A 24250-nucleotide genomic window follows, 5' to 3' on the forward strand; every position below is an offset into this window, starting at 1 on the left:
ACCAGAAGTATAGCATCAAAAAGTACAGCTTTCTACATAATCCGGGAATAATTGTTTGAAAGGAAAAAGGACGTTACTGGTCACGGAGTGAACCGTAACAAAGGACGTATCCTGCCTTTTTTACAGAAGTACGTCCTTTGCGGTCTTTTTTATTGATCTGTTTCATCCATTTTGGCAGCGATTGCTTCCGCCAGGGTCCGGCACAGTTCTTCCTCCCGGGCCTCCACCAGAATACGGATAACCGGCTCGGTGCCGCTCTTGCGGATCAGGACGCGTCCCGATCCGTCCAGACGGGAGGATGCCTGGTCAATGGCCTCTTTGACAGCCGGGTTCTCCAGTACCAGTGACGCGTCCTTTACCCGCTTATTGATCTGTACCTTGGGGAACAGGCTGACCCCTGCGGTAAGGAAGGAAGCCATAGTCTTTTTGCCCACAATGATCTCCATCACACGGATTGCGGTGAGGATACCATCTCCGGTGGTACTGTATTTGTTAAAAATAATGTGGCCGGATTCCTCTCCGCCTATGCTGTAGCCATGCTCCTGCATCTTTTGAGAAACGAATTTATCCCCTACGGGGGTGCGTATCATGCGGATCCCCTGCCTCTCCAGGGCTTTTTCCACGCCCATGTTGGAGGCTATGGTGGCAACCACGGTATTGTCAATCAGCGCGCCCGCTTCTTTCATATGCACGGCACACAGATACATGAGTAAATCGCCGTCAAGCACATTTCCCTGTTCATCCACCGCAAAGCATCTGTCCGCATCGCCGTCAAATGCAAAACCCACGTCCAGGCCCTTCTCCACCACAAGCTTCTGCAGGGATTCTATATGAGTGGATCCGCAATCCACATTGATGTTCAGGCCGTCCGGTTCATCATGGATCATGTAGGTTCTGGCTCCCAACATCTCAAATACGGTTTTAGCTATGCTGCTGGCGGCCCCGTTGGCACAGTCCAGCCCCACCTTATAGCCGCGGAAGGAATGGATCGTGGTGGAGGTCAGATAGCTGATATATTGGTTCCGTCCCTGGATGTAATCCGTAATTTTACCGATATTTTCATTCCGGGCACAGGTGATTTCCACTTGTCCGTCCAGATATTCCTCCACTTTTTCCAGAACAGCTTCCTCCATCTTATAGCCGTCCTTATCTATAATCTTGATGCCGTTATCGTAAAAGGGATTATGGCTGGCAGTAATCATGATACCGAAATCAAAATCCCCGCTTTTTGTCACATAGGATACGCTGGGTGTGGTGGTCACATGAAGCAGATAGACATCCACGCCTCCGGAACTTAAGCCGGCAGCCAGGGCATATTCAAACATATAGCTGGAACGCCGGGTGTCCTTCCCTATTACACAGCTGGCTTTCTTATGGGCGCCGTCCGTAAAATACCAGCCCAGGAATTTTCCGATTGTAAAGGCATGGTCCGCTGTCAGGACCTCATTGGCTTTTCCTCTGAATCCATCTGTTCCAAAATATTTCATCTTACACCTCTTTCGCGCGCTGCGGCACGCATACGGCTGTCGCCGCTTATTCCTCAGAAGGCGGATTGCACATTTTTATCCGTCTTCCGGCCATGCCGCCTGGGCGGCACGGGACAAATGGTAACCATTCATACTATGCGGTTCGTCTGCCATTTTACCACAAAAGAGGGTGATGTGCACTATTATTTCTTTTTTTTGCACGAAAGGACTGCACGCGTGATGTGCAGTCCTTTCTGTTGCAGCTTGTAATCCTATTATTTATACATTGCCATATATTCCCCATGTGCATCGATTAATTCATCACACATACTGCGGATATCGTCGATATTCAGCTCTGCTGCCGTATGGGGATCCAGCATGGCGGCCTGGTAAATGCAGTTTCTGTCTCTCGTCCTGGCCGCCTCAATAGTGAGCAGCTGCACATTGATATTCGTCTGGTTCATAGCGGCAAGCTGTACAGGCAGGCGTCCCACATGGCAGGGATTGATTCCCTTTGCATTTACCATACAGGGTACCTCCACACAGGCATCGGCAGGAAGGTTGTCAATCAGTCCGGTATTCAGGACATTTCCGCCAATCTGGTAAGGATTATTGGTCACCACCGCCTCCATGATATAAGAAGCATATTCCCGGGAACGTTCATGGGTAATCTTACCGTCCTTGAGAATATTGTTTCTTTCCTCTTCCCATTCGGCAATCTGCTTGATACAGCGTCTGGGGTATTCATCCAGCGGGATATTGAATTTATCTATCATTTCCGGATAACGGGATTTAATGAAAAATGGATTGTATTCGGAATTATGTTCGCTGGATTCGGTGCAATAGTAGCCTAATGCTTTGATATATTCATAGCGTACCATATCATTATGTTTTTCCCTGCTGTTTTTCTCCAGCGCACGCTTTTTGATTTCCGGGTACAGATCGTTGCCGTCTTTGTCTTTTACCTCAAGAAGCCATGCCATATGATTGATTCCTGCGATATAATCCGTGGCCCCTTCCAGCTTGTCTTCCATCCCGAGTCCTTTTAAAAGCCCTTCTGTGCAGACCTGCACGCTGTGGCAAAGGCCTACGGTCCTGATTTTGGTATATCTCTGCATATAACCGCTGAGAATTGCCATGGGATTGGTATAATTCAGGAACAGTGTATCCGGGCATACCTCTTCCATATCCCTTGCAAACCCTTCCATGACAGGCAGCGTACGAAGGCCGCGCATGATACCGCCGATTCCCAGGGTATCGCCGATGGTCTGCTGAAGGCCGTATTTTTTAGGGATTTCAAAATCCGTTACGGTACAGGGCTCATAGCCGCCGACTTGTATGGCATTCACCACAAAATCCGCATCCTTAAGCGCTTCCTTCCTGTTTTCCACACCCAGATATGTTTTGATTACCGCCCGGTCTTCATTCACATTGTGGTTGATGGCCCTGAGAATAATTTCCGAATCCTCAAGCCTCTTGGCGTTGATATCGTACAGTGCGATCTCCGCCTCCCTCAGCACCGGTGTACACATGCAGTCACCCAGAACATTTCTGGCAAAAATAGTGCTGCCTGCACCTAAAAATGTGATTTTAATCATAAAGTAACCCTCCTGTGATTGAATTTATGAAATGATTCCTGTAAAATGAAGTATCTGCTTTTATTTTACGATTTTTCAGGATATTTTCTTTATTTTTTGTTTCTTATTTTTGAATTATTGTTTCCTCAGGAGATTTTTATCATGAAGGATCCCACAGAAAAAAACAACACGAGAGAGACGGTTCGGCTGCTCACCGAATCCCAGACCCGCATCGCCCTGCGGCTCTATTATTCCGGCAGTGAATCCTGTGCGCCCGGCCATTTTTTCGGCCCTGCCATCCGGCCTCATTACCTGATTCATTTTATCCGCAGCGGCAGGGGAAGATACCTTCGCAGGGACAGCGTATATGATTTGGAAAAGGGGGATGCTTTTCTGATTCTTCCCGGAGAGGCGACTAAATATATTGCGGATGAAAAAGACCCCTGGGAGTATACCTGGATCGCCTTTGACGGACCTGACGCTAAAACCCTGCTGAAGCACTGCGGTTTCACGGATACCCAGGTGGTTTACCGCTCCCCGGATGAAGGCAGTGCGGCAAGGCTCCTGTCACAAACCTATGTGTTTGAAAACAGCTTCCATGAAAACTGCCAGAACCTTCTGGAGATTATGGGTAATTTCTATCTGTTATTTTCCTGCATGTATCAGGAGCAGCTGCCGATACAGCTTCTGCCGCCTTCCCGGAAATCGGCGCCTGCGGGCACGCTGCAGGAGCTGTATTACCGCCAGGCGGTGGATTATCTGGAGCATAACTTCAGTTATCCTGTAAAAATAGAACAACTGGCCCGCCAGGTCGGGGTCAGCCGTACTTATCTGTATAAAATATTCATTTCCCATTCGGGAAAAAGCGTGCAGCAGTATCTGTCGGATCTGCGTCTTACCGCGGCTATGGATATGCTGAAGAAATCAGGAAGGGATATCACGGAAATCGCCTATTCCTGCGGCTTTACGGATTCGCCGGCCTTCTGCCGGCAGTTTAAAAAGACCACCGGGCTGACACCGCTGCAGTACAGACGGGTTGCGGGGGACTATGGGGATGAGTAGCCGTTCACGGTCAGAAGCCCAGGCTTTTCAGGAACCCTTCACAGCCCTCGCATACATCCCGGTAGGTGGCTTCAAAATCGCCGGTATACCAGGGATCGGCTATGGCTCCGGGGCGATCCGTATAGTCAAGAAGGAGATGGACTTTGTTTTCCGGATCGGAACGAAGGATACGCATGCTATTGCGCAGGTTCCTTTCATCCATGCCTATGATATAGTCAAATTTGGCATAATCTTCTTTCCGCATCTGGCGGGCCTGCTTAAAGGAGATTTCTTCCTTGGAAATCCCATGCTCCAGAAGCTTGCGGCGGGTTCCGTGATGGACCGGATTGCCGATTTCTTCCGTGCTGGTGGCGGCGGATTCGATATGGAACCCGCCGGCGATGCCTTTGGTACGTACCATGTCTCTCAGAATGAATTCTGCCATGGGGGAGCGGCAGATGTTGCCGTGGCAGACGAATAGTATTTTTATCATCTTGAATATATCCTTTCATGAGCCTTTAAACCCTGATATCGGGCTTTCCGGCGCTTTTTTCATTTTTCATGTTTTACCCCAAACCTACGCCATTCTTTATAAATCTACGCAAATTCATTGGCAAATGGTGTAGTAAAGTGGTATTCATATTACTTTATCAACACTGGTCGTAGTTCAATTTCACCCTTTTATACAATTCATGATCACACTCACCATCATTTCTTTCTCTTCCTGATTGGATTCTGCAATCATGATTGTAAGAGCGAAAAGTGTGTGATCGTCTATCAATTTGTCTCCATTTTTGAACAATACATTATTTTTGTACAAAAAATAAAGACACATTGTAGCTGCTATTCTTTTATTTCCATCAGCGCATGTCAAGTATGGGACAAAATTATTATAGTAATTTTATAAGTCTTTCAATGATTCTTCAATTTCCTCAATCGTAGGTAAAGAACTTGCGTAATCAATAGGCAGCAAATCTTTTAACTTATATTCTGAAATGCCAATTGGCTGGCTACTTGCCTCCAATGAATATTCTGCCATTACGTCATCTTTAGTTTTACATATCAACAATCCAATCGTCTCATTATCAGTTACCTTCTTTTTTTGGTGATTAATTGCTTCTACATAAACACCTAATTGACCTGTAAATGCCGGATCAAATTCGCATACTTTTAATTCTATAACCACATAACACCGAAGTTCTATATGGTAAAAGAGCAAGTCTAAATATATCTCTTTCTGACCAACTTGAATAGGAATCTGCCTTCCAACAAAAGCAAATCCTTGTCCCAGTTCTAATAAAAACTTTGTGATATTTGAAGTTAGTGCATCCTCTAATTCCCTTTCACGATACCCTTCGCTCAAAGCTAGAAAGTCAAAATTATAAGGATCCTTCAAGGTTTCCTTTGCAAGGTCACTTTGTATATCTGGCAGCAACCTCGAAAAATTAGTTATTGCTTTGCCTTGTCGCTCAAATAAACCAGTATCCAAAAAGTTTACAACACGGCTCTGCTCCAGCCATTCTCTAATGTTTTATTAACATAAAATAATGCTTCTCTCACAGTATCACATTTTGAGATTAATAATATTTGATGCCCCCATGGAATTATATAAATGTTCTCCAATTGGTCAACAGGTTGTTGACCAATTTCTTGTTCAACTGAATAAAACTGATAAAATCGTTTCATATACTTTAAATTTGTAACAGAAAAACCTTTCATTCCCGGAAAAGCATCTTTTAATTCATCACTCAATGTAGAGTATATTTTGCTACCCCACTTTGACTCGATATCCCTTTGAACAATGTCTTTTCCTATATCCCAATAGAGAAGTAACAATTCAGTGTTTACACGCACAGCAGCTTTTAATTGACTCTGTTTTATTCTCTGCTTTATGCTTTTAATCCATTCCTTAAAATAGGAATCATTAAATATCTTTAAATCTTTTGACAAGTTTTTCACCTTCTTTATTCAATTTCAAAACTAAACACATATCAATTATTTGCTTTACATTATACGACATAATTCGACACGCGCTTCGCCTTCAGAAAAACTATGATTCTTTGTCACAAAATATAGAAGATTTACAGCTTTTTCTTCAAGTGTGGTATACACATCTTCACCTGCAAAACTTTGATAAATTGCCCCAATACTCCCCTTAAAGGAAACATCTTTTCATTTCCGAAAAGAGAACTGCTGTCACCAAATTTCATGCTGTTAATTACTTCTCTACATTCTTCATAAGTCAAGATATAGGTTGCCTTATTTCCAGTTGGGCGGCTCATATTCTGATGGTCGTAAGCATACAAAAGTTCCAGCGCCTGACTATATTTTTCAACCACCGGCAAAACTTGTTTTGTATCAAGTCTGGTTTCTACCCTTTTCATAACACGCATTACCTCATTTAGCTGATTTTGCCCTTTGAACCATTTCCTATTGCACTTTGCACCATATTATCACTTTGCTCTGGAACATAATCCACATGCATATATCTATTTTTTAGCTCATATTCCGTTCCTAAAATCAGATTGCTAAAGAATATTTTAAAAAAACTTTGTTGTTGCATGAACTCCATTTTGCAGGTCATTGTAGTTTGCCCTTACCAATGCATTGAAGGCATCATTATTCACCTTGAACCCCAAATTATCTTCCTGCAAAATGTTTTATCGTATCTTTCAAATCATCACTAAAATCCTCCAGATCCTCCATGGTAATTGCACCTTCATTCAGCAGTGACATCATAATATAAAACTGATTAGATCTGCTCATTTTACAACAGACTCCACAATCCTTTTTGTCCTCATTAATCCGTTTCTCAAGCTCCCAAAATTTATCCGATGGATTTCCTTCCCCGCTGAGGATTTTACTATACTCTTTATTCAGCTTATTCATATAAGCTTCCTGCCAGCCGGCAATCTTACTCCGAAATATCTTCCAGTCTTTCTCAGAAAATGTGTTCATTAATTACAGCACCTCGCAATCTTTACTTCACATTTATCGCATAAACCTTCTATAATCACACCGAACCTTATCGTTTTATGCAGTTCATGATCACACTTGTTATCATTTCCTTTTTTACCAGTACAAGTATAATTTTAGGGAATAACCTGTACAGTTATATTGTTGTACTTCCCATAATTATTTATTTTTGCTTTAAAGCTCATTGCCTTTAAACTCATAACAGTATCTCCAAATATTTCTTTAATTCTTTTGCTGCCTTGAACGTCTTCGCATATTCATACAGAAGATCTAGATCTTTTTTCATCTCGTGAATAATGCTTTATGGGACTGATAACAGTTTCTTCATCACAACACCTATGAAATCTTAGAAAATCGCAAATCGTTCTCTCTGTATTATTGCACTTGTATATACTTCTATAAGTAGTGCTTTATTCCTCCGCCTGTAAATCCCTGACTGCTTTTCTAAGAGAGTCCACATCATAAGCTTCTATCTTCATACCGGGATTCCCCTTTATCTATTCCAGCGTAAGTAAAGCTTCCAGCACTTCAAAAATCTGCATTTCCTTTCCAACACTTTGTGCCAGTTTCCGCACCCCTTCCGCTGCCAGTTTGCGGCCCTTTTTACTTGATCGGTCGGACAGCAGATAATAAAGCTCCTGCTGCATTTTCCATGGCAGCTCATAGATTTGTTCGTCTCCCTCCAGTTCCTCCGGAACTATATATTCCTCTTCCTCCGCCGCAATGGAAAATGCTTCCCTGCCTGTCCGGCGGGAAAGTCCCACGCGGCTGTAACCCTTCAGGCAGGCCAGCGGCGTATTCAGCCAGCAGGCAGCCGCATTTATCCAGATCATCGCAAGGGCCAGCATATTCCGGGGTTCCTCCGGACCCTCAATAAAAGTATTTTCTATAATATAAAGCAGTTCATCCAATTCCAGCCCTGATATGGTATCCAAATACAAATCCGGTAAAAATCCGCTTAATTCTTCCGGATATACCACATCCAAATTTACCAGCGTGTCCGCCAGTTCATCCCATTCCGGCACAAAGCTGCCGATTCCTTCTTTCCATTTTAAAAGCTGGCGGTTCTTAAAATCGGCATATTCCAGTTCCTGGCCAAACTCACTCATTTGTGCCAGTACCCGTTCCGGATCCAGCCCATTCACCGCGGCAAAAGAGGTGGCGGAATTATCTATCAGGCATTCTCCTGTTATGTATTCCCCATAGAACCGCCCGTCAAGATAGAGATAACGCATTAAATCTTCATAGGATATGGGGCCGAATGCCTTTTGGTATTTCGCATGAAGAGCTCCTAATCCTATAAAACCATAACTTTGCAGCAGATAAAAGATACCGTCGGTGATTAATTGTTTTGTACTGAAAAACTGATGGAGCCTCGCTGTCCTCAGAAACTGCACAAAACTTTCGTTTCCTTTTGCAACGGCAACTTCCATCCTATTATTTTCCCGGCTTTTAAAAATCTGCACGTCCCATAGTCCCCAGGCACACAACGTCACCATACTTTTTTCAGGGACAACGCCAAGAACCTCACCTGCTTTCTTTTCCGTGCTTAAAAGATAAATTTTTACAGTTATTTCATCCATCAAAATCAGATAATATTCAGGATGCGCTTCCAGTACTGTCAAAATGGCTTTCTTTGCTTCATTCTTACTTCTGCCTGGGCTTGCTGGGATTAGCAGGTACTTTGCATAGTCTGCCATCTGTTGTTCTGAATTCTCTTCCAAAAGCTGTTCCTGTGTAATATCACGGTCACATTTATAAATACAATAGTCCGGCGGCGCTTTCTCCACATCCGTTTTTCCCGTATCAAAGTTGAAAACGAGCTGTCCTTCCCCGGGCCGCTGTATGTCCTTCGGCTGTCCTGCTGCATTATCAGAAGCTCTTTTCCTGTCAGCCGCCTCATAAAAGCTGTTGATTTTTTCCAGCTTGCGTTCCAAATCTGATTTTTTCTTTGGCGGCTGTTTTTTTTGCCCTTTACTGAATTTATTCCAAAGGAGTTGTAACAGTTCCCTTTCTTCCTCTAATTCCGGACTTTCTCCGTTTGCCAACGGCTCACAAAAGCAGGTTTCCTTCAGATGTATATTCACAGCCGCTTCATCATATGGCTCACTGCTTTCTGCCCCGTCCCACACACCGCCGCTGTCTTCCTCCATATTATTGCGTCTGTGTGTAAGCACAACAGGATAGCGCTTATCATAATCATCCATTTCTTTTTCCAACGTAATTTTATGTTCCCAGCTGTCTCCAAAATCATAGGTATATCGGATCCAGCCTTTCCTCAGATACGCGTCCGCCGCCACTTCCCGCTCATCCATATCCGCATCCGCGTAATCCGTATTACTGATTCTCGCCCGGCTGTTCTGGAAAGAGAAATCATGCAGATGTTCCTCCTCCCATCCAAATACAATCTGCAGGATGTCATGCAGATCTGCAAAGCTGAGATGATCCGGCAGCAAAATTCTGCGCCATAAAGGGGGCTTAGTTCCTTCCAAAACTACTTTAACCTGAAATCCCGCCATTTTATTTTCCTCCTTTGCTTGTACAATCCTTCCGCAAGACCGTCCGTTTGTACCGCTATATCTTTTACCGTCTATCTGCCTTTCAGTATATCATAGAATAATTAAGAAAAAAAAGAAAATTACAACAAAAAAGAAAGCCTGAGCCCCGGTAATTGGTTCAGACTTTCTTTTTCCTGGTTATCTTATAAATTATGTTCTTTAAGGAAGCGGCACTGTAAGGAATCCTCCTCCATCTGCATCAGTTCAATCCGGTTATGATCCGGATCATGTGTCCAGCACTGCCAGTTCTTATCCATCCCCTGCGAAACAGGAGAATCAAGCACCCATCCGGCCTGTGTAATTTGATCCGCTATTTTCTGAATATCCTCTACTTCCAGGCAGAGATGGGAATAACCGATATTTTCATCTTTGTATTCCTGACCGTTTACCCCTCCGTAGAAAAGTTCAATAAACTGGTTTCCTCCTGCATGCAGATATACGATCCATGGTTCTCCTGTTGTCGGATGCTGCAGCTCGAATGCTTTTTCAAACCCAAGGACATCCTCATAGAACTTAATAGCCTTCTCCATATCCGACACATTAAATGCTGCATGTGCCACCCCTTTTACTTGTGCTCCCATAATTTCCCCTTTCTCCTTTTACCTGGCTGGCTTTTCTGAAAAACCCGTTGCCAAACGGATTTACATTTTCTATTATATACCTTTGCACCGATAAATACCATAAGATACGGATTATATGTCCCCATTAAAAACGACTTCGGTTACTGTCCGTGTCCCCTTGTGCCCTGCCCAGCCTGCGCCTGTAATCATTGTCTATCCACTCATCCAGCGTAAGAGGGACATAGTCGGAATACATGCAGAAGCAATTGATCAGATTACAGGGGATACGCCGTTCCTCCTCATCCGGATAGTGCAGGACGGTGCTGCGGGTGATTTCCTGGAACTGCTGTATCAGCCGTTGATCGTGGGTATCATGCACATGGCCGTGGAGCATATAGGATCTTGGGTTTCCCTGTTCATCCAGCCGATATTGCCCGTTATAACACAGGATCGGATAATGGCACAGGACAAGCTTGCGCCGGTTGTCACGCAGTTCCTCATAGGGCTTAATCCATTCAAAACGGCCGGCATTGTATTTTTTATCCTTCAGAAACGGATCGTGGTTTCCCTGAATCAGATATAAACGCCCATGCAGCTTTTCCAGAAGGTCGTTCGTCTCTTCCGGCTTGCCCCAGGACAAATCCCCCAGAATAACCACTTCATCTTTTTTCCGTACCTTGCCGTTCCATCTTTTCAGCATATAGGCATTCATGGCCTCCGCGTTTTCAAAGCCGCGGTTGTCCATCCTTCTGTTCAGGGCATCGTGGAAAAAATGGCAGTCCGCAATATAATATCTCAATCGTTCCCTCTTTCTCTTATCCCAGGTACTGTTCCTTCCAGTCCCTGCAATAGCGCGCAAATTCTTCGTCCTGTGGGTTTATCTGCAGCACGAAACGGAGTCTGCCCAGCACGGAGCCGATGTAGCGTTCTTTATCCCAACGGATCCCTTCGGCCGCCTCTATTCTGGCAAGATGGGCTTCTATCCCGTACTTTCTGCAGTAGTAAACCTCCTGCCGCAGCTTTTTCCGGTAGTCCCGGGAAACCTGAAGCTTTTCATTCACCACAATCCCTGTCACAGACTGGCGGACACCTTCTGTAAGCAGTTTCGTTTTCTTTTCATTCAGGGAAAATCCCATGGCCTCCAGGTAGCTTCTCACCTTGGTGATAAGTGCTGGGGCATCGAAACTGCCGGAAAAGGTCATGTCATCACAATATCGGGTATAGGTGATTTCCCGTTCCCCGCACCAGCCTTCCATATATTCATCAAAAGGCCGCATTACCAGATTGGATATGGCGGGCGATGCAGGGGACCCCTGCGGGAGCCTCTCCTTACAGCAGCAAAGGCTGGTAAGGAGCATCGCCGCCGCAGGAGGAAAAAGAGTGTCGGGAAACGCCGCGCCGTATACCCGGGGAAACAGGATGCTGTCGAAAAAATGGCTGATATCCAGCTTCAGTACCTTATTTTTACCCAGATGAACAGATGCATTTGCCCGGATATCCGTCCCCTTGCGGTAAGCCAGGGCGCAGGGGGATACCGGCCTTTCATCGAGCACATGGTGCAGAATATTCCTCTGCACTGCCTTTAAAAGACCGCAGGGAACCAGAAGCTGCCGGCTGCCTCCCCCTTTTTTGGCTATTGTCACCCGGCGGTAATTTTTTATGCCCTGGTTACTCAGGGTATACAGGCAGGCCAGCTGTTTTTCCCGGCTCATTTTCTCCCCGCCGGGGATCAGGCGGAGGGACAGGATAAAATCCTGGCACTGGCGTGTGGTACAATATTTCCAAAGCTGTGTGTTTCCCATCGCATAGTTCCTTTCCGGATGCCGATTCTGATTCCGAATACAACGGCGGCAACGCAGCAGGCTCCTGAACCGGAAGCTCAGGAGCCTTAACTGCTGCCGGATACACCGGCTGACACAATACACCGATTCCGTAAGCTGTGGAAATGTACAGCCGCAGGCGGTGTGCACACGGGAGTGTGCTGATGTACTTTGGAACAGCTTGCGGTCGCAGGGCACCTGCGTCCTGGCTGTCTGTTTTTCCCGGCGGGGACTCCCCGTCAGGCCGGAAAACTCCATTCTCCGGATATGCTGTCAGCCGGGTATGTTTTTTATTTTAACACAACCCGGCCGTAATTTCCATCATCCTCTGTCATTCTGTTTTTTTATTCACCGAACTGTTATCCCGGTTACCCCTCCTCTTTTCCGGGAATATCCGAAGGAATTGCAGCCAAAAGCTCCTCCAGCCGGTCCATATCCACGGGCTTCGCCAGATGATCATTCATCCCTGCCTCCAAAGCCGCCTGGATATCCTCCGCAAAGACATCCGCCGTCATGGCTATCACAGGTATGGTCAATGCATCCGGGCGGCCGGAAGCCCTCAGCTGTCTGACAGTGTCATAGCCGTTCATCCCGGGCATGCGGATATCCATTAATATCACATCATAAGAACCGGGCTCAGAACCGAGATACCTGTCCAGCCCTTCTTTTCCGCCGGAAGCCGTTTCCACCCTGGCTCCCGTCAGCTTCAGCAGTTCTTCTTCGATTTCCCGGTTTAACGGATTGTCTTCCACCAGCAGGATACGGCTTCCGGCCAGCCATTCCCATTTCTGTCTGCCGCTCTTTTTGGGTGCATCCTGCATTTCTGTTTTACGTCCCCGCCGTTCCCAGGGAAAGTTCTACGAAAAAGCAGGAGCCCTTCCCCTCTTCGCTTTCAGCCCAAATCCTGCCTCCCATCACCTCCACAATACTTTTGGAAATGATGAGGCCCAGGCCGGTTCCTTCCACGTTCCCGTCTTTTCTTTCTCTCTGGAAGGGTTCAAACAGATGCGCCATAAATCCTGGGGAAATGCCGATTCCCGAATCCCTGACCCAGAAAAGAAAATGAGCCGTTCCGTCATTGTACGCTTCCTCTTTCACTCCGAAGGTGATCTGTCCTCCCTCGGGGGTGTATTTCACAGCATTGGACAGAAGGTTTAAAAATACTCTGCGCAGGCCGAGTTCATCCCCGGTAAGCGACCCGTGCACCACCTGTTCCATGATAAACGTAAGCTTCAGCTGTTTTTCCCCGCATTGGGTTTCTATCAGCTCCTTCAGGCCCGCAAGCAGATGGGAAAGAGAAAAGGACTCCTGGTCCACCGTATATTTTCCCCGTTCTATTCGGGACATATCAAGCACATCATTTACCAGTTCCTGCAGATACGCACAGGCATTTTCCACCTTTTCCAGGCAACGGCTGCGTTTTTCTTCCTCTCCTTTACTGGCCTGCGCCAGCCTGGTCATACCCATAATGGCATTGATAGGTGTTCGGAATTCATGGGACATATCGGAGACAAGGCGGGTTTTTTCACGGCTTCGGCGTTCGGCTTCCTCAAGCTTTCCCCGCAGCGCTTCTATCTCTTCCTGCTCCCCGGTGATATCACTGAAGAGAAAGACCTGCCGTGCCGGATTTCCTTTCTCCGGGAAAGAAGCCTGCACCCGCAGCCATATATTCTTCATTTTGAGGGAGTTATACACACAAAACGCGCTTTTTTCCCCTTTCATCCACGATATAAGACGGCAGTACAGCCACCGGATAAGGGAATCCCCCGTCTCCTGGGCCGGATCCGCCATCCGGCCATCCTTGGTTATCCCCAGCTGCCTCCGGATCCCCCGGGAAAGATACACGAAATCCTTCTGTTCCCTGTCCATGATCAGGAAAAGCAGATCCGGCTCCTGTAACAGCCCGGTAATTAACTCTATTTCCTCATTTTTCTTAACGTAATTTTCCACATCTTTATTCATCTGTTCTCCCCGCAGCAGCCCCCAAAATATAGTATCTAATGTATACATTATATGCTTTATACATAAGTTATGTAAAGAGTAGATTTTGGATATCATAATAGCAAAAAGAAGGGTTATGATATTATGATTAAGCTGAGAGTCCTGGACATTCTTGCCCAGCAAAACCACTCTAAATACTGGCTGTATATCCAAATGAATCTGAGCTATCAGAATTTTAACCGCCTGGTCAATAACGAGACCCGGGCCATTCGTTATGAGAATATAGAAAAGCTCTGCACCATACTGCAATGCACTCCGGACGAGCTGTTTGAAATAACTCCGGATGCATAACCCGCCTCCCTGCCCCGGCCTATTCTGCCATTGACTGGCTCTTTTACACGGGCGCATGCATATAATAAGTTATTATCTCAAACTTCACAGGTGTCAAATGGCCCTGTGAAGTTTGAATTATTATGTAAAAGGGGTAACTGTGAAGGTACGGAACAGTTACAAAAAGGTGATATTTTATGGCACAGGTATCCAATGAAACGGAACTGGCATCCGCCCTTGCCGGTACCGATTCTTCCATCCAGCTGACAGCGGACATATCCGTTACCGCTTCCCTTCCTGTCCGCCGGAGCGTAACTCTGAGCAGCCTTTCTCCGGGCTTTTATACGCTCAGCAAGGCGGCGTCCTTTTCTGATAATTTATTCCGCATTGAGTCCGGCGGCTCCCTCCGCCTGTCCCGGATTATCCTGGACGGGAACAGGCAGTCCCATTCACAGGAGGACAACACGAACCGTTCCCTGATACGGGTAAACGGCGGTTCTCTTTATCTTGAAACCGCATCTGTTCTGCGCAACAATTATTCCGCTGCGGAGGGCGGCGGCATCTATCTCCAGGCCAATCCTTCCTTCCCCAACTCCCTGGTCATGAGCGGCGATTCCCGGATTACCGGCTGCGTTTCCAAAACCTCCGGCGGTGCGGCCGCCATGTTTCCGGGAACGGCAGATGACCGGATCACCCTGACCGGGCAGGCCTCCCTTGCGGAAAACTATGCGGCAAACGGCGGCGGCCTATATCTGCGTTCCCTTTCCGAATCCCTGGGATGTTCCCTGACTTTGGAGGGAGAAACCACAGTCAGGGAAAACCATGCGTCTTCCACGGGAGGCGGCATCTGTTTTTCCGGATACCGCGGCGGGGGCGGTCCCGCCTCTCGGCTTACCCTCACCGGCAAAGCTGCTATCCGGGGCAACCAGGCCTATCATGGAGGAGGCATCTATTTTTACAGCTCCAACGAAGGGGATATTCTGGACAGTTCCACCTCCTCCCCTCTTTCCCAAAATACAGCGGAAGGCAACGGCGGCGCTATTTTTATGACAGCAGTGATATCCCCCGCCAAAATCCATCTTTCCGGTACGGTTATCCGGGAAAACCGGGCGGGAACAGGAGGCGCTCTTTATCTCCTGTCCGACTCCGGATATGAACTGCAGGCAGAGTCCTGTACTCTGGAACAAAATTCCGCGGTATCCGGTTCCTCCGGAAGCGGCGGCGGCCTGTGGCTGCAGAATCGTTCCGGCAGTCATGCATCCCGGCTTTCCTTCCATTCCTGTATTCTGGCCCATAATAAAGCCTCCGCCCAGGGAGGCGCTATAGCCCTGTTCAGCGGTACCGCCGCCTGTACCTTCGAACTGGCGGACTGTAATATAACGGAAAACAGCGCATCATCCCACGGCGGCGGGCTGCTGGCGGGCGGAAACGGGGAAGGGACGCTGGTGTTTACAGACAGCCGTTTTACAGGCAATGAAGCGGGCAGCAGCGGCGGCGCTGTTTATTACAGCAACGGCGGCGGAAACAGCCGGTTAACCGCCGGCAACGTACGCTTTGAAGGGAACCGGGCGGGTTATGAAGGCGGCGCCCTGCGCATAAATTCCGGCACCGGCACACTCCGTGCAAACCTGGAACGCTGCCGGATCACAGGCAATACGGCGGACAATAACAGCGGCGGCGGGATATGGATGGGAGGGCCGGATACCAGCCTCCTGCTTTCCAACAAAACCCTGACGGCGGATAATATATCCCGTATTGGAAACGGGGGCGGGATTTACTGCAATACGGATAACGGCACGCTCACCCTGGACGGCACGGCGGAGATCCGGAACAACCAGGCCGGCACGGAAGAAAGCGATTTCGGCGGGCACGGCGGCGGAATCTGCGCAGTTCCCTGTCATATTATCCTGGATGCCGGCAGCCTGCTTTCTGAAAACAGAGCTTTTCTGTACGGGGGAGGGATCAGTCTGGCGGAAAACTCTGTTCTGGAGGTAAACGGCGCGGCGATCCGTTCCAACACGGCCGGAAAGCAGGGAGGCGGAATCCGTAACCACGGAGGCAGCACCGTCAATATGGGCGCCGGAGATATCTCCCTGAATACGGCTTCTGTGGGCGGCGGGATTTATAATGACATCGGCTCCCAGGTTTATATGACACAGAAGGCTTCCCTCGGGTCCGCCGGTTTGAACAACGCCTTATCCCATGCGTCCGGAATTTACAACAACGGGGAATTTTATACGGAAGGCCAGAGGGATATTTCCAACGGATTTTATATCGAAGACCGGGATGCCGTTGTTTTTCTGGAAGGGCCGCTATCCTCCGGCTCCCTTCTTCAGCTGGATAACTCGGGCTATGTTTCCCCTAACCCGGAAGGCAACCCCATTATAGTGGGGGAGGGTACCCCATCTTATCCGGTTTTAAGCGCACAGGATGCAGAGGCCTTCCGAAAACCGCCTCAGGACTTTGAAGGGTGGGAAATCCGGCTGGGTACTGGCGAAACCCAAATCTGGCTTATTCCTGTCGTATATACGATACATTATGAAAACCTGGAAGGCAGCAGCCATACCAATCCGGATACCTACACGGTCAATACACCGGATATTTATGTAAATCCGCCGGATCCCAGGCCGGGCTACCGGTTTGCCGGCTGGTATGATGCCCCGGAAAACGGGCGCCTGGTTACGGTAATTTTGCAGGGCAGCACAGGTGACCTCCTCCTTTATGCCCGCTGGCTTCCTCTCCGGCCCGGAAGGCCCCGCCTTCCCAACCGTATCTGCAGGCCCGGGGAACCCTCCTGCTGTTACCGCCGGCGCGGCTGCCGTTATTAATAAAGACGCACGGAATAAAACAGGGCTTCCCGGAGACGGAATAAGTCTCCGGGAAGCCCTGTTTTATTATACTTTCTCCGGTATGTGCCGCCGCATCCTACAGCATGGTGCTGCGCAGCTCCTCCGGGCTTTTGGCGCTCAGATAGGCAGGAGCAATATCAAATACGGTCCTGCAGCCGCTCTGGCCCTCCTGCCCCAGCCGGAAAGCCGCCCGGGCAAATGCCGTGAGGACGGAAGAGGTAAAGGCCGGATTGGAATCCAGTTTCAGGCTGTACTCAATCACGTTTCCATATTCTTCTTCCCATCCTGTCTTCCCGCTGCGGATTACAAACCCGCCATGAGGGATGCCGCTGTGATCCCGGGCCATTTCCTCTTCACTGATGAAATGGACGGTGGTGTCGTAGTCGGCAAAATAATTGGGCATGGTCTTGATTTCTTCTTCAATACGCCCTTTATCCGCCCCTTCTTTTACTACAACAAAACATTCCCTGGTATGCTTCTGCCTGGTGGTCAGTTCCGGATTTTCACCGGCCCTGACACGGTCCAGGGCTTCCTTTACCGGAATGGTATACTGCCTGGCGTCAGCCACCCCTTCGATCCTGCGTACGGCATCGGAATGCCCCTGGCTCACCCCTTTCCCCCAGAAGGTATCATCCTTCCCCCGGGGAAGGACAGCGTTGGCATACAGCCGGTTCAGGGAGAACATTCCCGGATCCCAGCCGCAGGAAATAATCCCCACCTTGCCGCCTTCCTTTGCCGCCGCATCTACAGCCGCATAATGCTCCGGTATCCTTGCATGGGTATCGAAGCTGTCTATCACATGAAAATACCGGGCAAATTCCGGCGTCTGTACCGGCAGATCCGTAGCGCTGCCTCCGCACAGTATCATTACATCTATCTTATCCTTCCAGTCCGGCGCCTCTTCTATTTTACAGACAGGAACCCCTTCCGTCAGAATGGAAACCGTCTGCGGATCACGTCTGGTAAAGACCGCCGCCAGTTCCATGTCCGGGTTCTGTCTGACAGCGCATTCCACGCCCTTTCCCAGATTGCCATATCCCAGGATACCAATTCTAATACTCATCTTCATCCTCCTAGTTTCAGTCCTATACTTCGTTTTCCGTTGTTAAGTATATCGCTTTTCAGGCAGGATGCCAATACTTTTCCAATGATTTTTCTCCGCACCGGCGAAATGGCTATCTGCGGTACATGGTCAGATAGGATTTTGTGTTTTCTATCATGGCTTCGAACAGGTCTTTGGCATCTTCCAGACCGATTTCCATGTTGGGATCCATGCAGAAGGCCTGGAAGGCCAGATCCAGATCTCTGGAGGCCGCAGCCTGTACGGTAAGTTCCTGGATACCGCAAACTCTGCTTACCAGGGGATAAATGCTCTCCGGCAGCGGGCCTGCAAAGACAGGTCTTACGGAATCTGCGCTGAAATGGGCATTGGTTTCCACCACCGCGCCGAGAGGCAGGTTGGGGATCTGTCCGTAATTGGGAATATTTACGTTGGTAACCAGGTCGCGGAGGCCGAGCAGGGAACGCATCTGCTGTACCCCTTCTTCTCCGGTGGTATGGATGACCATTTGTTCTTCTCCCCGATACAGCCTTTCGCTTCTTTGCAGGCGTTTTTCCAGATCTTCCTTCCTCCAGGAGACGGGGGTAAGGTTAAACCCCCAGGAATGGGCGGTTTCCGGGTTTCTTAGATACCAGGATCCGGGGCAGAACTCCGCCAGATGCCGGTCGCCTGCAGCGGCGATAGCCCCGTACTTCAGGAAGAGATCCAGTTTCACTTTTTCCATGGAATCAAAAAAGCGGTTCATCCAGTTTTCATCTGTTTTTTCTCCGAAGCCGGTATCCCGGTATTTCAGGGCGAACTCCCGGTATACGGGGAACAGGTCCATGTTCTTATACTGCGCGGCGGTAAGCCAGGTAAAGTGGTTGATTCCCACTACATTGACACGGATATCCTCTCTCCGGGCATCCCGGATCCCTGTGATATCTTCCAGCGCTTTCCCCAGAAGCTTCTGGGTTCCGAAAACCTCATGGCAGCAGCCGAAAGCTTTGATTTGGGGAAAGGTATGATACAGCGTTTTCACGCATCCCGTCATGGGATTGGTATAGTTGATAACCCAGGCTTTGGGACAAAATTCTTTAATGGCACGGGCAATTTCCTCAAACATGGGAACCACGCGCAGCGCCCGGATCAGTCCGCCGGGGCCTGTGGTATCTCCTACGGACTGGTAAATACCGTATTTTTCCGGCGTATGCACATCGCTTTCCATCTCATCAAAGGTGCCGGGTATGATGGAAATCACCACAAAGTCCGCTCCTTCAAGCGCATCACCGATGGAATCCACCGCCCTGTAATCCCATGGGGATCGGCAGTCCGCAAGCTCCTTCACCTTATTTCCAATCACTTCGTTTTTACCGGCGGCCTCCCGGTCAATATCATACAGATATACGCTTCCGCTCATGTCATCCGCCGCGGCCAGATCACTCATAAGCCCCCATGCCCATCCCCGGGAACCTCCTCCTATGTATGCGATCTTGATATCTTCCGCCCTGTCGTTTACATACCTCATACCGTTCCTCCTTCTGTCTGCTGTAATAGCACGTCTTATAGCACTATACTAGCACGCAACAATTAATAATACCGTAAAAAAAATGCTTTCCGTATGGCCTGACCGTTCATATATTGCTATTTAATTATTCTGTGTTTATAATGAAGCTGTCCCCTGCCGGTACTGCCTGCCCTACAGGCGGCACACGCCGTGCAGGAAAATCGACTGTATAACAGGAGGGAGGTACTGGAACCTATGCTTCACACTTCATTTGCCCCCTATGAAGATTTTCTGGTGGAATATGTCCGGAACCCGGAAAGAAATGATATGAAGGTACAGCATTACCATGATACATATGAGTTCTATCTGCAGATGGCGGGGGAACGGACCCTGATCCTCAACGACATCTGTTACACCCTGCGGCCGGGAGATCTGTATATCTTAAAGCCCTTTGAGATCCATTACACCGAAAGCCGCGGCTCGGAATATTATGAACGTTATGTCATTAATCTGTCGACTTCCTTTCTCCGCATCCTGCTGACGGAAGGGGAGACGCGGCTCCTGCTGGATAAACTGGAATCCTGCGTGCTGCATCTGTCCCCGGAGCAGGCCGGCGAAGCCCTTGACTGCTTCCGGAAAACGGAACGCTACCACAAAAGGACCGGGTTTCTGGCAGGAAAGCTGGTATGCTCCTCTATCCTTCAGCTTCTCCTGTTCCTTACGGAGCTGACGGAAAAAGCGGCGCTTCCGGATATTCTGGAGGGAAAAAGCATCCAGCCGGAAATCGTCACTGTCATTCATTATATCAACCGGCATTACCAGGAAAACCTTTCCCTGGAGGAAGCGGCGGAACTGGTGCATATGAGCCGGTATCATTTCTGCCGTCTCTTTCATGAAGCCACAGGCGCCACTTTTCTGGAATATCTGTATAATGTACGTCTGGCCAAGGTACACCAGTTCCTTCTAACCACCACGCTGCCCCTGAGTGATATCGCAGCCAAATGCGGGTTTGCCTCAACCGCCCATCTTTCCCGGGTTTTCCGGGCCGCCTACGGGATGTCGCCGCGCAGCTTCCGCAAGACGGCATTACCCGGTCAGGCCTCCAAAAAACCCTGAGGTTTTCAGGAGACCACCAGCAGGGATCCAATCGTGGAAAGCAGGGCGCCGTTACGGAAAAATAACCAGACTCTCCATTGTTTTTTCTATATCAATCAGAAAAACAACGGCATCCCCGGCTTTATAAATTTGTTTCTCGGCCCAGATACCGGAAGGCTCCATTTCCTCCGGGCTTTCGATTTTGTCAGCCTCTGTTACGCTTACCACATAAGGCTCGCCTGTAAAATGGATGCCCATCCGATACCGCCCCCATTCCATGAGGAGCACCATATCCCTGCGCTTTCCCCGGGTTTCCTCCTTCTGGCCGCTTTCCAGCTCCACCACGGGGACAATATTTCCCTTGTAATTGCAGACGCCCGCAAAATGATCCGGCAGACAGGGGAGCAAAGATATCCGCATCTGTATGCATAATTCTGTGACATACGGAATTTCCACGGCATAGTTTTTATTTTTTCCCGGAATGCAGAGAAGTTCTCTGCCAGTAAAGGCTTCCATTCCTATCCTCCCTCTCGTATCTGCTGATAAGTATATCCGTATCCAGCGCGGCGCATATTTTCCCGTTACCCATAATACTGCAGCCGCTGATTCCGGTTTTTTTACGGAAATCCAGGCCGAATAAAGGGGGCAGCTGTTTCACCACAATACGCTTCTGCTCATACATGGAATCCACAAGAATACAGCCTTCCTTTTCATTTCCCTTCATATACACAACAATGGCGTTCTCCGGTGTTTCTCCGTCCAGATGGTAAAAACGGCGGAGATCGATAAACGGGATCATTCTGTCCTCAAACAGGATATAATCCTTTCCATTAATGGTTTCCCTGCTGTCCCTGCTTTTTTCCCAGTCCATAAACCGGAACACATGCCGGGCAGGCATGGAAAACCGGTAATTTCCCACTTTAAAACGGATACATTCCATTGTAGCAAGGGAAAGGGGCACTACAATGGTAAAAGTAGTCCCTTCGCCGGGTCTGCTGTGAATATATAGGTTTCCCCCCACTCCCTCCAGGATAGTTTTAACCACATCCAGCCCCACGCCCCTTCCGGAGTATTCCGTCACCTGCTCATTGGTGGTAAAGCCGGGGCACAATATCAGCTCCTGTATTTCCTGGCTGTCGTATTCTTCTTCAGGCCGGGTAAAGAGGCCCCGCTCCCTGGCACGTTCCCGGATTCTCTTCTCATCAATTCCTGTGCCGTCGTCACTGAGGGACAGGCGCAGCTCCCCTGCTGTGCTCTCTGCGGAAAAGACGACCCGGCCCTTTCTGCTTTTACCGGCGGCCTCCCGCTCCTGCGGGGTTTCAATACCATGGTCCACCGCATTGCGGATAATGTGGATCAGCGCCTCGGAGGCATATTCCACCACACTCTTATCCGCCTCCAGATCCTCACAGTGGATGATGAGATCGGCCTCTTTCTTCTGATCCCTGCAAATATCCCTTAAGATCCGGCGCAGACGGGGCACGATTTTGTTTACGGGGACCAGACGCATTTCCATCACGGTTCTTTCCATTTCACTGATCAGCCGGCTTATCTGGTGCGCGGTCCCTTCTTTTATGTCATCCAGCCCATACTTTTCCAGCTCCGTATCCAAGGTGAGCATATGCAGCATCAGCTCACCGGAAAGGTTCTGGAGTCGGTCCAGACGGTCGGAACGTACATTGAAAAACTCCGCTTCCCTGCTTTCTGCGGTATTTCCTTTTTCTTCCGGCTTGTGTTTTTCCTGTACTGCCGGCTCCTCCGGGGCCGGGGGCCGGCTGTCCGCCAGGATACTGCATTCCGCAACAAAAAGGCCCTTCTGCAGGCTTTCCAGCACCTCCTGCTTATGCTCCGATTCAAACCGGATAAAGACGCCGTTTTCGCTGATGTAGCTGCTGCCCTCCACGGATTTTTCCAGATCTCCGGGCCAGGTCTCCACGCACGAACACAGACTCCCAATCTGCCTCACCAGCATGAAGGCTCTGATATTCTCCATCCTGCAGCCGTTTTCAAAAACGATGCGCACCACCGTTCCTTCTTTTCCGTTCAAAGCCTCGGGAATTACCACAGGCCCCGGATCCTGGCTATCCCCGGCTTCTTCCGCCCCATCCGGCTCCCGGCGTGACGCCCTGTCCAGATAAGCGTCCGTCCTTGCTTCGATTTCCGCCGCACTGCAAGGCACATATCCTTCCCGGGGCATCCTGTCTAATTCCGCTTCTATATAATCGGAGGCGGCAAACAGCAGATCATACAGTTCCGGTTCCGCCTTTTCTATTTTTCCGTAGGTTTCCCTGTAATAGGCAAAAAGGTCCTCCAGCTTATGGGCCATGGAGGATAACTCCTGCAGCCCCATCATTGCAGAAGAGCTTTTTATCGTGTGCATGATACGGAAAATACTGTGAATATCCTCTTCCGCAAATGCATTCTTTTTTTCCGCTTCCAATAAAACCGCGCTTAACTGTCCGGTCAGCTGTCTGGTTTCCAAAAGGTAAACCTCCAGCATATCTTCCGCATCCGCTTCAAAATATCCCATTTTTCTCTCCGCCTGCTATTCCTTCTCATACCAGATACTGCAGTTTTTTCCGGAACGCTTCCCTTTATACAGCGCCTTATCCGCACAGCTGATGCTTTCCTCAATCCCCTCCAGCTCATGGTAGGTATGCAGTCCGAGAGTGAGAGTGCAGGTGAATTCCGTATTGTCGTAGAAAAAGGGGAAATGCTCCACTTCCTCACGGATGGATTCACTGATCCGGAACGCTTCTTCTTCCGTTACGTCAAACAATATGATAAGAAATTCCTCGCCGCCCCAGCGCACCACCTTATGTCTGCGGCAGAACCCCTCCAGGATATTCGCAATGCAGACCAGCGCCTGATCCCCGGCATCATGTCCGTAGGTATCGTTTATTTTCTTAAAATCATCGATATCGGCGAGGATCAGTACATTCCGGGTTTTTTCCCTGTTATGATCCCGGATATCATCCATCAAATCCCCCACTACATACCGGCGGTTATAAAGCCCTGTGAGGCCGTCACGGAAAGCCATATAATTCAGCCGTTCCATATTGGTACGCAGTTCCCGGTTCTGGCGGTTCAGATCGTCCTTCTGCTTCTTGATCAGAAGATGGGTATGTACTCTGGAAAGCAGCTCTCCCCTGACAAAGGGCTTCTTGATATAGTCACAGGCCCCTTTGGAAAAGCCTTTTACCACGTCATCGTCCTTGTCCTTTGATGTGAGAAAAAGGATGGCCGCATCATTCTGATCCGCCGCCTTCAGCCTGTCAAAAAGAGTATAGCCGTCCGCATCCGGCAGCACCACATCCAGCAGGATGAGATCCGGCTGGTACTGCTTCACCATCGCCTCGGCCTCCTCTCCGGTGTGCGCTTCCGTAATAAAGATATTTTCTTCCTTTAAGGATGCTTTGATCTGTTCACAGATAAGCAGACTGTCGTCCACAATCAGAACAATCTGTTTATTTTGAGTTTCCATACCTTTC

20 protein-coding genes and 1 pseudogene are annotated in these 24250 nt (G+C 48.8%); 4 read left to right on the plus strand and 17 right to left on the minus strand.

The window, feature by feature from the left end; translation table 11 throughout:
• Nucleotides 1-149: 149 nt before the first annotated feature.
• Both glmM and DXA36_RS20445 read right to left on the minus strand, forming a co-directional pair.
• Nucleotides 150-1487 carry a phosphoglucosamine mutase gene (glmM, locus tag DXA36_RS20440; protein WP_118681309.1) on the minus strand — a complete coding sequence of 446 codons (1338 nt, stop codon included), beginning with the start codon at nucleotides 1485-1487 and terminating at the stop codon, nucleotides 150-152.
• A gap of 254 nt (nucleotides 1488-1741) precedes the next feature.
• The gene (locus DXA36_RS20445) at nucleotides 1742-3064 is read right to left on the minus strand and encodes an alpha-glucosidase/alpha-galactosidase (RefSeq protein ID WP_118681310.1); all 1323 of its coding nucleotides are present in this window, start codon (nucleotides 3062-3064) and stop codon (nucleotides 1742-1744) included.
• A 141-nt stretch (nucleotides 3065-3205) separates the two neighbouring features.
• On the opposite strand from DXA36_RS20445, the gene DXA36_RS20450 reads away from it, so the two are divergent.
• The gene (locus DXA36_RS20450) at nucleotides 3206-4105 is read left to right on the plus strand and encodes an AraC family transcriptional regulator (protein WP_182479190.1); all 900 of its coding nucleotides are present in this window, start codon (nucleotides 3206-3208) and stop codon (nucleotides 4103-4105) included.
• Between the two features lie 10 nt (nucleotides 4106-4115).
• Here the strand turns inward: DXA36_RS20450 and DXA36_RS20455 are convergent, their stop codons facing one another.
• The 10 genes and pseudogenes from DXA36_RS20455 to DXA36_RS20510 form a co-directional block, all read right to left on the minus strand.
• Nucleotides 4116-4577, minus strand: coding sequence for a low molecular weight protein-tyrosine-phosphatase (locus DXA36_RS20455; RefSeq protein ID WP_118681312.1), 462 nt, complete (start codon nucleotides 4575-4577; stop codon nucleotides 4116-4118).
• Between the two features lie 408 nt (nucleotides 4578-4985).
• Nucleotides 4986-6034: pseudogene (locus DXA36_RS34280) on the minus strand (PDDEXK nuclease domain-containing protein).
• A 131-nt stretch (nucleotides 6035-6165) separates the two neighbouring features.
• A complete protein-coding gene (locus DXA36_RS20470; protein WP_182479191.1) occupies nucleotides 6166-6468 on the minus strand; it encodes a hypothetical protein in 303 nt (100 codons plus the stop codon).
• Between the two features lie 256 nt (nucleotides 6469-6724).
• A complete protein-coding gene (locus DXA36_RS20480) occupies nucleotides 6725-6973 on the minus strand; it encodes a hypothetical protein (protein ID WP_243114698.1) in 249 nt (82 codons plus the stop codon).
• Nucleotides 6974-7557: 584 nt separating this feature from the next.
• Nucleotides 7558-9579 carry a plasmid pRiA4b ORF-3 family protein gene (locus tag DXA36_RS20485; RefSeq protein ID WP_118681314.1) on the minus strand — a complete coding sequence of 674 codons (2022 nt, stop codon included), beginning with the start codon at nucleotides 9577-9579 and terminating at the stop codon, nucleotides 7558-7560.
• 182 nt (nucleotides 9580-9761) lie between these two features.
• Complete coding sequence (locus DXA36_RS20490; RefSeq protein ID WP_118681315.1) at nucleotides 9762-10199, minus strand: VOC family protein; 438 nt, start codon at nucleotides 10197-10199, stop codon at nucleotides 9762-9764.
• A gap of 124 nt (nucleotides 10200-10323) precedes the next feature.
• Nucleotides 10324-10977 (minus strand): metallophosphoesterase, encoded by a 654-nt coding sequence (locus tag DXA36_RS20495; RefSeq protein ID WP_118681316.1) that lies wholly within the window; start codon nucleotides 10975-10977, stop codon nucleotides 10324-10326.
• A gap of 16 nt (nucleotides 10978-10993) precedes the next feature.
• Nucleotides 10994-11980, minus strand: coding sequence for a reverse transcriptase family protein (locus DXA36_RS20500; protein ID WP_118681368.1), 987 nt, complete (start codon nucleotides 11978-11980; stop codon nucleotides 10994-10996).
• Nucleotides 11981-12366: 386 nt separating this feature from the next.
• Nucleotides 12367-12819 carry a response regulator gene (locus DXA36_RS20505; RefSeq protein WP_118681317.1) on the minus strand — a complete coding sequence of 151 codons (453 nt, stop codon included), beginning with the start codon at nucleotides 12817-12819 and terminating at the stop codon, nucleotides 12367-12369.
• A gap of 7 nt (nucleotides 12820-12826) precedes the next feature.
• Entirely contained in the window at nucleotides 12827-13960 is a 1134-nt protein-coding gene (locus DXA36_RS20510; protein ID WP_182479192.1) for a sensor histidine kinase, read from the minus strand.
• A 123-nt stretch (nucleotides 13961-14083) separates the two neighbouring features.
• Between DXA36_RS20510 and DXA36_RS20515 the strand changes: the two genes are divergently transcribed.
• On the plus strand, nucleotides 14084-14290 hold the full coding sequence (locus DXA36_RS20515) for a helix-turn-helix domain-containing protein (protein ID WP_118681319.1): 207 nt from the start codon (nucleotides 14084-14086) through the stop codon (nucleotides 14288-14290).
• Nucleotides 14291-14466: 176 nt separating this feature from the next.
• Nucleotides 14467-17097, plus strand: a complete 2631-nt coding sequence (locus DXA36_RS20520) for an InlB B-repeat-containing protein (RefSeq protein ID WP_118681320.1) — start codon at nucleotides 14467-14469, stop codon at nucleotides 17095-17097.
• Between the two features lie 97 nt (nucleotides 17098-17194).
• Here the strand turns inward: DXA36_RS20520 and DXA36_RS20525 are convergent, their stop codons facing one another.
• Entirely contained in the window at nucleotides 17195-18181 is a 987-nt protein-coding gene (locus DXA36_RS20525) for a diaminopimelate dehydrogenase (protein WP_118681321.1), read from the minus strand.
• A gap of 112 nt (nucleotides 18182-18293) precedes the next feature.
• Entirely contained in the window at nucleotides 18294-19685 is a 1392-nt protein-coding gene (locus DXA36_RS20530) for a family 4 glycosyl hydrolase (protein ID WP_118681322.1), read from the minus strand.
• A 234-nt stretch (nucleotides 19686-19919) separates the two neighbouring features.
• Between DXA36_RS20530 and DXA36_RS20535 the strand changes: the two genes are divergently transcribed.
• Nucleotides 19920-20780 carry an AraC family transcriptional regulator gene (locus DXA36_RS20535; protein ID WP_118681323.1) on the plus strand — a complete coding sequence of 287 codons (861 nt, stop codon included), beginning with the start codon at nucleotides 19920-19922 and terminating at the stop codon, nucleotides 20778-20780.
• 51 nt (nucleotides 20781-20831) lie between these two features.
• Here DXA36_RS20535 and DXA36_RS20540 read toward each other — a convergent pair whose 3' ends face one another.
• Genes DXA36_RS20540 through DXA36_RS20550 form a run of 3 tightly spaced genes read right to left on the minus strand, consistent with a single transcriptional unit; the run spans nucleotide 20832 to nucleotide 24243 of the window.
• Complete coding sequence (locus DXA36_RS20540; protein WP_118681324.1) at nucleotides 20832-21275, minus strand: chemotaxis protein CheW; 444 nt, start codon at nucleotides 21273-21275, stop codon at nucleotides 20832-20834.
• Nucleotides 21226-23289, minus strand: a complete 2064-nt coding sequence (locus DXA36_RS20545; RefSeq protein WP_118681325.1) for a chemotaxis protein CheA — start codon at nucleotides 23287-23289, stop codon at nucleotides 21226-21228. The genes DXA36_RS20540 and DXA36_RS20545 overlap by 50 nt, the downstream gene beginning before the upstream one ends.
• 15 nt (nucleotides 23290-23304) lie before the next feature.
• Nucleotides 23305-24243: a GGDEF domain-containing response regulator gene (locus DXA36_RS20550; RefSeq protein ID WP_118681326.1), complete on the minus strand. Its 939-nt coding sequence runs from the start codon at nucleotides 24241-24243 to the stop codon at nucleotides 23305-23307.
• Nucleotides 24244-24250: the final 7 nt, after the last annotated feature.

Origin of the sequence: Eisenbergiella sp. OF01-20 (genome assembly GCF_003478085.1) — a bacterium.
In the GTDB taxonomy this organism is placed as follows: Bacteria; Bacillota; Clostridia; order Lachnospirales; family Lachnospiraceae; genus Eisenbergiella.